Annotated in this window: 8 protein-coding genes and 1 tRNA gene; 7 read left to right on the forward strand and 2 right to left on the reverse strand. The window is 36.5% G+C overall.

The window, feature by feature from the left end; genetic code table 11:
* Positions 1-980, reverse strand: a 980-nt coding sequence (locus tag BN338_RS03935) for an efflux RND transporter periplasmic adaptor subunit (RefSeq protein WP_039759249.1), incomplete at its 3' end; no start/stop codon positions are given.
* A 366-nt stretch (positions 981-1,346) separates the two neighbouring features.
* Between BN338_RS03935 and BN338_RS03940 the strand changes: the two genes are divergently transcribed.
* The 4 genes from BN338_RS03940 to BN338_RS03955 all read left to right on the forward strand — a co-directional run bounded on the left by BN338_RS03940 (position 1,347) and on the right by BN338_RS03955 (position 6,483).
* Positions 1,347-1,423: transfer RNA gene (locus BN338_RS03940), tRNA-Arg, on the forward strand.
* Positions 1,424-2,206: 783 nt separating this feature from the next.
* Positions 2,207-3,880: a formate--tetrahydrofolate ligase gene (locus tag BN338_RS03945; RefSeq protein ID WP_039759252.1), complete on the forward strand. Its 1,674-nt coding sequence runs from the start codon at positions 2,207-2,209 to the stop codon at positions 3,878-3,880.
* Positions 3,881-4,067: 187 nt separating this feature from the next.
* Positions 4,068-4,301 carry a 30S ribosomal protein S21 gene (gene rpsU, locus BN338_RS03950; protein WP_039759255.1) on the forward strand — a complete coding sequence of 78 codons (234 nt, stop codon included), beginning with the start codon at positions 4,068-4,070 and terminating at the stop codon, positions 4,299-4,301.
* Between the two features lie 1,621 nt (positions 4,302-5,922).
* Positions 5,923-6,483, forward strand: a complete 561-nt coding sequence (locus tag BN338_RS03955; RefSeq protein ID WP_039759258.1) for an SH3 domain-containing protein — start codon at positions 5,923-5,925, stop codon at positions 6,481-6,483.
* A 46-nt stretch (positions 6,484-6,529) separates the two neighbouring features.
* Here the strand turns inward: BN338_RS03955 and irrA are convergent, their stop codons facing one another.
* Positions 6,530-7,042 carry an iron response transcriptional regulator IrrA gene (gene irrA, locus BN338_RS03960; RefSeq protein WP_039759532.1) on the reverse strand — a complete coding sequence of 171 codons (513 nt, stop codon included), beginning with the start codon at positions 7,040-7,042 and terminating at the stop codon, positions 6,530-6,532.
* A 233-nt stretch (positions 7,043-7,275) separates the two neighbouring features.
* Between irrA and fabA the strand changes: the two genes are divergently transcribed.
* The 3 genes from fabA to fabI are packed head-to-tail and all read left to right on the forward strand — an operon-like array spanning position 7,276 to position 9,930.
* Positions 7,276-7,785, forward strand: coding sequence for a 3-hydroxyacyl-[acyl-carrier-protein] dehydratase FabA (gene fabA / locus BN338_RS03965; protein WP_039759260.1), 510 nt, complete (start codon positions 7,276-7,278; stop codon positions 7,783-7,785).
* A 57-nt stretch (positions 7,786-7,842) separates the two neighbouring features.
* The gene (gene fabB, locus BN338_RS03970; protein ID WP_039759263.1) at positions 7,843-9,063 is read left to right on the forward strand and encodes a beta-ketoacyl-ACP synthase I; all 1,221 of its coding nucleotides are present in this window, start codon (positions 7,843-7,845) and stop codon (positions 9,061-9,063) included.
* Positions 9,064-9,111: 48 nt separating this feature from the next.
* Complete coding sequence (gene fabI / locus BN338_RS03975) at positions 9,112-9,930, forward strand: enoyl-ACP reductase FabI (protein WP_039759266.1); 819 nt, start codon at positions 9,112-9,114, stop codon at positions 9,928-9,930.
* Positions 9,931-11,836 lie beyond the last annotated feature (1,906 nt).

Genomic DNA, 11,836 nt, shown 5'->3' on the forward strand with positions numbered 1-11,836 from the left:
TGCTGAATAATCGATACGGGAATAGACTCTGCTTTTCCTTCTCTCACACGCCAAACGAATGACCCTTTACTGTTCCATTGAATCGCAAGAGGATTAACGACAGGGAAAGAACCGCCATGGAATTGCAAGGCAACAGAAAAGGACATGCCAGACATGAGCGTATCTTTTTCATTATTGATTTCAACCTGAGCATGAAGTGTGCGACTTTCTGGATCAATGACATTATCAATCGCGTAAATATGACCGATAAAAGATTTATCTGGCTGCGCAGTTAATGTTGCCGTTACCTCATCTCCCTTATGGATCTGTGATGCATATCGTTCAGGGGCCCATATATCGACCAAAATACGTTCTCTATTCTCAATACGCCCTATTACAGTATTAAGGGTCACGTTATTCCCCGTATCAACGGGTAAAATACCAACAACTCCAGAAATCGGTGTACGAATTGTTCGCCGATCGAGGTCTACCTCAGCATTACGCAAAACTAGATCTGCGTTATCCAACTCTAAACGTGCCGTAATTTCTTGAACTTCCGTTGCTGTATTGCTGGCACGTAATTTAAGAATGCGTGAAAGCGTTAACGCATTATTATCACGTTGTACTTTTGCTTTTGCGGCCGCTATTTCCTCCTTTTTAGAATCAAGCTTTGCAACCGCATCACCTACTTGTACTTTTGTACCAGCAGACACAAAAAGCTTATCAAGAACACCTGATGATAAAGGGGTTAAATCTACTTTAGCAAGAGCTTGTCCACTCCCTAGAACGTTAAGCTGTTCATAAAAATCTTGAACTTTTACTAGATCAACGACAACATTTGTCGGTGGTCTTCCCATTTTTCCCTTTGAATCTTTATATGATATACTTGTTTTATCCACTGTAGAGATGGGTTTTTCTGCACTCTGTTTTCCAGCCCAATAAGTAACTGTTAAAACAACAATTAAAAACAACAATGGAAAGATCTTTTTTAATAACGCCATACATCCACCTTTGCTGTATCATGTTTATCTGAAATAGTTTTCAACAGTAATATTGGCGTTTTACAAAAAAACCAAACAGCAGGTATATATCTTACCCCCCACCGCAAAAACATATATCATTTCTGGCTGACTATCGTTCCTAGACGAAAACGTCAAGTTAACTATCGTTCATATTGCGTGGTAGGGTCACAGCAAGAAAATGACCCTCTCAAAAATCCAACTGAAACCATAATATATTATAACTTTTTTTAATATCTCATAAAAAAAGAGTTTTTTTTTATGACGACACAAGTTTCACTTGCATTTCTTTAATGAAACGATTAGGAACCCATTGTGTCTTAGACAATGTAGAAAATCGAAATGTGTGCACCCGTAGCTCAGCTGGATAGAGCACCAGACTACGAATCTGGGGGTCAGGAGTTCGAATCTCTTCGGGTGCGCCATCTATCAGTAATATCTTACTCGTATTTAAGCCCCTTGGATTTCTTTTATGTGATTCATTTTTTGCTTATCTTTAATCTTCTTATGGCTTTTTATTCCGTTTTCTTGTCAGTCGTTTCTTTAGTCTTTTTGATAGAAGAAAGTGTCATGCGACCTTCAAATCAATCCGAAGGCGCTTTTTATTAGCGATAATTGTAGCGATCGCATGAGTTTGGATATTTTGTTGCTTTCTTTCCTCAATCAATCCATGCGCTTGTTTTTGATCTCCTCTGGATTATACTTTTTAATCAATTGGATAATTTTTACGTGCTTATTTCCCTTTTCCATTAATGGATATTTTTTGAATATTTCATTTTTGTCCACCCTATCTTAAGAGGGATTTTAGGTATGGCACCCAAAATTGCGGTTTACCGCTCTCTAAAACTTTTCCAGTATGCTATTCGAAATAAACAAATATGAGATATAAAAATCGCATAAAGATCGCTGCATCAAAAGTCTTTCAATTAATTACCTAAAAACTTTCTTCTGATGTTCATCATTATCTGGTATTGAGAGTGATATTGCAGGCCAGTTAAAAACTTATCGAAACTTAAAAAATAGAGATTCTTTTTTCCAAAAAAAACGATTAAGAATCCTCTTGTAGTCCTTTAGCATTATCTCTTGCGCACCATATCATTGACCTTTATGATATCTTATACTTTCTAGTCTTTATGGATTCTTCTTAATTAATTCCATAGAGTACAGATCCCAAACGTTAATAAAAGCTCAATTTAGAGAATTTTTCCATGCATAAAACAGATATTGAAATTGCTCGCACTGCTAAAAAGAAGCATATTACTGAAATTGCACAAAAAATTGGTATCTCACATGAAAATCTTATTCCCTATGGTCATGATAAAGCTAAAATTTCTTCTGCATACATAAAATCACTCAATAAAAATCCAGATGGTAAACTTATCCTTGTTACGGCTATCAATCCCACACCTGCTGGAGAAGGAAAAACAACAACAACAGTTGGACTGAGTGATGCTCTTAATCTCATTGGCAAAAAAACAATAGCCACTTTGAGAGAACCATCTTTAGGCCCCTGTTTTGGTGTCAAAGGTGGTGCGGCTGGTGGTGGTTATGCGCAAGTCGTCCCAATGGATGACCTTAATTTACATTTTACCGGTGATTTTCATGCTATTACAGCAGCCCATAATCTTCTTGCCGCAATGATCGATAATCATATCTATTGGGGGAATACTCTAAACATTGATCCACGTCGCATTGTTTGGAAGCGCGTTCTTGATATGAATGACCGTGCATTGCGCGATATCGTTATTTCATTGGGAGGCATAACAAATGGTTTTCCACGCCAAACAGGTTTTGATATTACTGTTGCATCAGAAATTATGGCTCTTCTTTGTCTTTCTGAAAATTTAGAAAACCTTACACAAAGACTCAAAAAAATTATTGTTGCCTATCGTCATGATAAAACACCCGTAACAGTGGCTGATCTCAATGCAGAAGGCGCAATGGCAGTTCTTCTCAAAGACGCCATACAACCCAACCTTGTACAAACAATTGAAAATAATCCTGTTCTCGTTCATGGAGGACCTTTTGCCAATATTGCGCATGGTTGCAACTCAGTTATAGCAACAAAAACCGCTTTAAAACTCGCTGATTATGTTATCACGGAAGCAGGATTTGGAGCTGATCTTGGAGCAGAAAAATTTTTCAATATTAAATGTCGGCAAACAGGTATTGTACCAAATGCAACAGTGATTGTCGCAACGATTCGTGCATTAAAAATGAATGGTGGTGTGGATAAAAATAACCTGACAGAAGAAAATATCACCGCTTTAGAAAAGGGAGCAGCTAATCTTGTACGACATATCAAAAATATGGAGCTCTACGGTATCCCTTGTGTTGTAGCGATTAATCATTTTGACAGCGATAGCGATGCTGAAATAAGAACATTACAGAAAATAGTTGCAACAACTGGACACAAAGCACTTATCTGTAAGCATTGGGAACAAGGTGGAAAAGGGGCTATAGAACTTGCACAAGAACTCGTTGCCTTAATTGAAAAGCAAGATTCCGATTTTAAAGTTCTCTATCAAGATGATATTCCCCTCGTTCAAAAAATTAATTGTATTATAACAAAGCTATACGGTGGGCGTGGCGCCATCATCTCAACTCCTATTCTTAAACAACTTGAATCTTGGGAAAAAGAAGGGTTTGGCACTTATCCTATTTGTATGGCAAAAACACCTTATTCTTTTTCTGCTGATCCCAAGCAATATGGTGCTCCTGTTGATTTTGAAATTCCTGTACGAGAAGTTCGTCTCTGTGCGGGAGCCGGCTTTATCGTTGTCATTTGTGGAGATGTTATGACCATGCCCGGCTTACCGCATTATCCTGCCGCTGAAAAAATTCATCTTGACGAAAATGATCAAATACAAGGACTTTCATAAGTTTATAACCGTGTAAATTCTATCATTCATTATAAAAAGCATTTTATTACAAAAAAAATAAGAATTTTAAAAAGCTATATAGACAAATGTCTTATTTATATGATATAAGCCTTTGTCCTTTTAGATGTATCTTTAAAAGGACCTAGGTTTTCCTATCATTTATGAAACTGAAAAAGCAGGATAAATAGTGCAAGTACTCGTTCGTGATAATAATGTTGATCAAGCGCTCCGCGCGTTGAAAAAAAAGATGCAGCGTGAAGGTATCTTCCGTGAAATGAAAATGCGTAGTTATTATGAAAAGCCATCTGAGAAGCGTGCTCGTGAAAAAGCTGAGGCTATTCGTCGTACACGTAAGCTTGCTCGTAAGCGTGCGCAAAGAGAAGGTTTTGTGAGTAACGGACGAGCTGTTACAGTGAAGTGATGTACTTTTGATGCATCATAGAATTGCATAAGCAATAAAGAGTGAGTTATCAGGAAATTTTATCTTCATAGGCAGTTGCAATGGATTGCTTGTGTGTGGTGTGTTGTGTTCAATGTTGTCTCGTATTTTAGTTATATAAACTAATATGTTAATTATCAGTGATAAAGTTTCTTATCATAGGGATAGAGTTTACTTCACTCTTATAATTTTTAAAAAGAAATAACAAAGTGACGCTTTAGATATTTAAGCAACTTGTTCCTATGTAAAATGTGGATTGAATGTAAGTGTTTTATTATCACTTTTTACAATGATTTTTCTCCTTCTTTATTATCTCTCAGATAACTGTTTCTTATAGCAGGTTTCATGGTGATTTCTTTTTTATCTTTAAATACTCTTAAGCTTGCAAAGGTTTTAAATAAAATTACAAAATACAAATGGCTATTACAATATGTGATTGTGTGTGAGGATATGAAAATACATAATTCTCTTTCCCTTCATTTATGTAATGAAACGATATAATTGCGTAACTCTTTATATCTCTTGATTCTATCCTTCTAAAAGATGAAGAATTTCAACCACTGCACTGCAGATTCTTTTTTCTTGATAAATTTCTTCTACCCTTCACTTATGTAATTGACCTCATAAGCGTATCGAATAAGCCCTCCTCTTTCATCAAGCTTTTTATACTGAATTGAAACAAAAGAAAATTGAAAATAAACAGAGAAAACGCTGTATTTTAATATGGGTATAGGTGTCTTATATTATCATTTTTAACGAAAATGTTTTTACAATTTAATAACGATTTTAAATTGATAACTTATTGATTTATCATCATAAGTAATCGCTTTTCATATTAAGGAGAATACAGTAAATTATTTCAACATCCTCTTATATTGAATCAATTAAGATTTTTTGCTTGTATACATCATAAGTGGAGTTTATCTGCAAATAGAATAAAAATGTTTCTTATGAATGCTCTAAATAATAGGAACTACATAACATTGAAAGCCGTGAAATAGAATGATAGTACCAGCTTAATCCATATAAGCCCTATCATTGCATAAAAGCATAGTATAGCAAATTTTATACATTGACTTATCACAGAAAACTATCCTTTAAAAATTAGCCCTTCATATATCAATCCACTCTATAATGTTGCTCATATTTTTACGTTTAAATGCTTCATGCATCGTATTCTTTTGTCCATTCAAAACTGTCCTCTCAAGCCACATCATAATCCCTTTACTGAACAGTTTTTATATTCATAACATGCATAACTATGCTTTTATTTCGAGAAACACTCTTTGGAAAAAAGAAACAATATTTTAGCATTGAGCTCCTATAGAAAAACTGCCCCATCCACAATATACTTTGGCTGTTTTAATATCTTTCTCACGCATACAGCACGCTAAAAATCCAATATTTATTTACAGCTATACCCTCATAAACACCATAAGCTCTAAGAAATTCAAACTTTTGTTTTCCTTATTTTTCTATACTCGTAACAATTTTTTCATTGTTTAGATCTCGTTAACGAGCGATATGGCATAATTTTATCAGTCTCCAATCTTAATCTTCCGGATTTTAATTACCAATATATGATGAAATAAAGGAGTTCAGTGTGCAAAATTCTCGTTGGTCTCACGTTTTAATGCTTGCATCATGTATCTTAATAGCAAAAGTCATTGTATTGGGTTCCCCGCGTTTGTTGCACGCACAAACATTTAATCAAAATTTAGGTCCCAGCGGTTTACCACTTCCGCGATTTGCTTCGATTAAACCTACTCGTGTTAATGTACGCGTTGGTCCAGGAAGTAACTATTCTATCATTTTTACTTACAAAAAGAAGGGGTTGCCTATTGAAATCATCCAAGAATATGATCAATGGCGCAAAATTCGTGATGCAGAAGGTGATGAAGGGTGGGTGTATCAATCGCTTTTATCAGGAAAGCGAACTGCTATAACTATTCCATGGCAAAAAGATAAAACAAAAAGGCTAAAGCTACGAAAAAAACCCACCGACAACGCAGAACTTGTGGCAGAAGTAGAGCCTAATGTCATCGGCAATATTCACCAATGCGATGGACAATGGTGCGAAATCACTCTTAATAACGTTCATGGATGGCTTCATCAACCGCAATTATGGGGGATTTACCCTGACGAAAAAATAAAAAGTTGGTGAATGCTCAAACGCATCAAGTTTAATTTTTATTCCTCATTGAATACCCTTACTCCCCATCACAAGATTGATTTTTTTGTTTCAATCGAACGATCAAATCAACATGTGAAATTTCCATACCTTCTGGTGGTGTAGGCAAATTCCTAATAATGGAAGCTTTTTCCAAATCACATGGAATATCAAAAATACGATTTTCGCCTTCTATATAAAAATGGTAGTGATCAGAGGTATTGGTATCAAACCAAGTTTTCGAGCCTTCTACAGCAATAATCCGTAATAATCCCGCTTCTGTAAATTGATGAAGCGTATTATAAACTGTTGCTAAGGATACAGGAACACCTGCCCTCACCGCTTCCTCATAAAGCTCTTCAGCAGTAATATGACGGTTGCCTTGAGAAAAAATCATATGCGCAAGTTCTAACCGCTGACGTGTTGGACGCAAACCATTTTCACGTAAATGTTTTTCTAACATAGAAGTGGAATAATATCGCACACCTTCTCCACATTCTTTTGTGGACTGTTGCTCTTCATTCATATCTAAATTGTCTGCACTTCCTGACATGTTACAAACCAATACATATTCCTGCTTCAATAAGATAAAAATAAAAAAAATGGGAACAGTACGGTGCAATCTTGTATTCCATTTTTAAATAGTTATCTATGTAGAATACATAAAAAAGGGCTTTTGTCATTAAAAATGATATAAAATCGTTTCCCTCTCTTTAAAATTTGCTCTAAAAGTTAAGTTGGGGAAAAGCGCAGAAATAAAAATATATGCAAATAAATGGAGTAACCATGGCTGAACAAAAGTCTCGCTACACTTATAAAGAGCTTCTAAGCTGCGCTCGCGGCGAAATGTTTGGTAGGGGTAATGCGCAATTGCCAGCACCACCAATGTTGATGATACATCGAATCACTCAAATCAGTGAAACTGATGGCAAATATGATAAAGGAATGGTTCGTGCCGAATTTGACGTTACACCAGACTTGTGGTTCTTTAATTGTCACTTTATAGGCGATCCCGTCATGCCAGGATGCCTTGGATTGGATGGTATGTGGCAATTAACAGGTTTTTTTCTCGGTTGGTTGGGCGAACCAGGAAAAGGAAGAGCAATATCAACAGGTGAAGTTAAGTTATCAGGTATGGTAACGCCACAAACCAAACTTCTTGAATATGGAATAGATTTTAAGCGTATTCGACGTGGAAATTTAGTCTTAGGAATAGCTGATGGATGGCTAAAAGCAGATGGAGAAACTATTTATAAGGCAAATGATTTGCGCGTTGCTTTATTCAAAGAAGATTGAATGTTATTTTCATCAGGAAGAATTTTTTACTATTCTGTACGGAATAAGGAGGTATGAATGCGTCGAGTTGTTGTAACCGGTATGGGAATTGTCTCCGCGATTGGAAATAATCCAGAGGCCGTTTTAACCAGTTTACGTGAGGCAAAATCCGGTATTTCTTATGCACCTCAATATGCCGAATTAGGTTTTCGTAGCAGAGTTTATGGTAAACCTGATATTAATATAGAAGAACTCGTAGATCGACGCGCTCTACGTTTTCATGGACGTGGAACAGCTTGGAATCATATCGCCATGGATCAAGCGATTGTTGATGCTGGTCTAGAGCCTCATGAAGTATCAAACGAACATACAGGTATTATTATGGGTTCTGGAGGTGCTTCAACGCAATCAATCGTAGAAGCGGCTGATATTACACGCCAAAAAGGTCCAAAACGTGTTGGGCCTTTTGTTGTTCCTAAAGCGATGAGTTCTACAGCATCTGCTACATTAGCAACTTTCTTTAAAATAAAAGGAGTCAATTATTCAATCTCTTCAGCTTGTGCTACCTCCAATCATTGTATCGGGAATGCTTATGAAATGATACAATATGGTAAACAGAAGCGCATCTTTGCCGGTGGCTGCGAAGATTTGGATTGGACACTCTCTGTTTTATTTGATGCTATGGGCGCTATGTCTAGCAGATATAACGACATCCCTCACAAAGCTTCACGTGCCTATGATGTCAATCGTGATGGATTTGTCATTGCTGGAGGCGCTGGCGTTTTAGTCCTTGAAGATCTAGAACTTGCTAAAGCGCGTGGGGCAAAAATCTATGGAGAAATCGTTGGATATGGTGCGACATCCGATGGACATGATATGGTCGCTCCATCAGGAGAGGGAGCAGAGCGTTGTATGCGCATGGCTCTTGCAACAGTCAATAATAAAATTGATTATATCAACCCCCATGCGACAGCAACACCTGTTGGTGATCCTCCTGAAATAGAAGCTATCCGACGTATTTTCGGAGCGGGTGATCAATGTCCGCCCATTTCTGCTACCAAATCTCTAACAGGACATTCCTTAGGAGCTGCAGGTGTTCACGAAGCAATCTACACATTGTTAATGATGAATCATAATTTTATTTGTGAAAGTGCCCATATTGAAGAACTTGATCCAGCTTTTGCTGATATGCCAATCGTTCGTGAAAGACGTGATCATCAACAACTGAATACCGTACTGTCAAATACTTTTGGCTTTGGCGGTACCAATGCAACACTTATTTTTCAACGCTATGTATAAATGAAAGTTCTTAGTAATTGAAAAAAGTACGGTCTTACGGAGAATAATATGAAAGGTTTGATGGAGGGCAAACGTGGCCTTATTATGGGAATTGCGAATGACCATTCAATTGCTTGGGGCATTGCCTGTCAACTCGCACAAGCAGGAGCTGAATTAGCCTTAACTTATCAAGGAGAAGCTTTTGGAAAACGTGTTCAGCCGCTCGCAGATAAGCTTGGCTGCAAATTAGTTCTAGAATGTGATGTTGAAAAAACTGAAAATGTTGACGACGTCTTTGAAAAACTTGAAAAAGAATGGAAAACAATTGATTTTATTGTCCATGCTATTGGTTTTTCAGATAAAAATCAGCTAAAAGGGCGTTACGTTGATGTGACAACACGTGAAAACTTTCAACGTACAATGGTTATTTCAGCTTATTCTTTTACTGAAATTGCTCAGCGCGCGGGAAAGCTCATGCCTCATGGAGGAGCACTTTTAACCCTTACTTATGGCGCTTCACAGCAAGTTGTCCCTAATTATAATATCATGGGGGTCGCTAAGGCTGCTTTAGAAGCTATGGTCCGTTATTTAGCAGCAGATTTTGGCCCACAAAATATCCGCGTCAATGCAATTTCTGCTGGTCCTGTTAGGACCCTAGCAGGTAATGGTATTGCAGCTGCACGTGCAATATTTTCACATCAACGCCGTAATGCCCCATTACGTCGTACCGTGGATATTCATGAAATTGGAAAATCCGCTCTTTATCTACTCTCTGACTTATCATCAGGCGTTACGGGTGAAATCCATTATGTTGATTCAGGCTATAATATCATGTCTATGCCAATAATTGAAGAACTGAAAAAAACTGAAGATTCCCACGAAGGATAAAAAATATTCGACTCAAAAAATAAAATCGATCATCTGTAGAGTGCTTTAATCGTGTATTGAATGTTTCCTCCACTAAACTGAGCCTTATGGCGACGGCCTTCAAGTCCAATCTGTTGCCTATATGATAACTTGCAACTTTAACCAAGGAAAGACGACTGGTTGTAGAAAAAAGAAATCATTACGAGATAGCAAATGGTTTGTCTCAAAATTTTTAATGCCTCTGATGAAAAGGGAAACGAAATTCTGTTGTAGTATTACACTTTCTTTTCCTATTTTCGAGGCAAGGATAATCCATATATTTTTCTCAATCTGACCTTTATGAATATAACACAAAAGATGCGTATGCACCCGTAAAGATGAGCAAACACAAGGAAAATTGTGTTATTGTTTTACAAAGTTTATAAAAAGTCGGTTTATCTATCCAATCCATTTTGCTGGAAATTTGTGTGTTTTATTATGTTTTTTTCCTAACAAAGCCCTTGCTTTTTCCACGGCTTGTAAATCAACATCCACACCCAAAGCCCCAGCATATTTAGGACAAATATTAAGGCGTTTTATTACCTTCTCTACTGTTGCAGCTTCTCTATGCCAAATGGAAGCAAGTATGTTGGGTATCTCTGTTTGATTTATCTCTGAAATGGGGAGATAACCTAATTTGAGAAGAATATAAAGGCATAAAGGGAGGAACCATCTTTCGGCTTTACCATCATCCTTTAATTCAACTGTACGGCTTTTTCAAAAGCGTCTACAGCAATATCTTTTAAATAATGAAGTTTACACCTTCCCTCATACCTTTGTTTATCACGTGTCTTTTTGGGGTCATGCCCCTCAGGCAAAATAGAATGCCCTAAACCCAATGCACTTGGGTTGCCAATTCACGTGTAAAAAAACATCTCGCTCCCAAGCCCATTTCGCAACGAGAGAAACCATGAGTATAAATAAAGCCATTTTCATACCCTCACTCTTTACGCTCATGAAGAAAAAAGACACCATCGTTATATTTGCTTTCCTCAATGTCGCGACAGTTTTTAAGACCTAAGGCGGTTTATAAGAGGTATTTTTAGTCGTTTCTTAATCGTTTTTATCCACATGACTTTTCTCGCTTGTAATGTGCAAGAGAATGATTTTCGTTGATTCAACATAGAGAGATTTGAAATGAGAAAACCTCACGATATTCAGGATTCTAATTCAATATAAATAACTCAATCTTATTTTTATAATTACATTATTTTTCAGTTTAAAAAACAGACACAAATACAATGATATTCTTTCAATTTCAGACCTTCACATTTGAATCAAAAAAATCGTTTTTTTCATATAAAAAAACAGAATTGATACGCAGGAAAAGAAAAAGCATAAATATCTTTACTGAACCATCTCAAGTATCAAAAGCTACCTCAATTTTGTAATCTGGAAGAATGTGTGATAGCATCGGCTTTCTCCTTCACAAACGTAAAGACGGGAGATATAATGGGTTTTGTATATTTTATAGGGATTTTAATTATACCGTGGTACCATTGTAGAATGGAGTTGTGTGTGTTGAGAGATGCCTTTTTAAAGAAATACGTGAATGAGCAATAGGGTTTTGTGTTGTGTGAAGGGCATCATGCCCCCGTTAAAGAACAAGAAAAACAAAAGTATAAGGTAATCTCCATTATTTAAAAGATATTGCTTTAGATGCCTTCGAAAATCGTAAAGTGTAATAAAAAAAATGATTGTAAAGATGAGCACTAGACTTTTAAAATTTCATATTCTTACTAAATTAGGTTGCCATCTTTTTTCAGAGATTACACAAACAAAAATACGTAAATATCCTTCCCCTATCTAGCATACAAAAGCTATTACAGGCAGCAAATAATATTGAAATTGAATAATAGCAATGATATTTCTCGCTTATACCTTATAT

The sequence above is a fragment of the Bartonella queenslandensis AUST/NH15 genome (assembly GCF_000312585.1).
Taxonomy (GTDB): Bacteria; Pseudomonadota; Alphaproteobacteria; order Rhizobiales; family Rhizobiaceae; genus Bartonella; species Bartonella queenslandensis_A.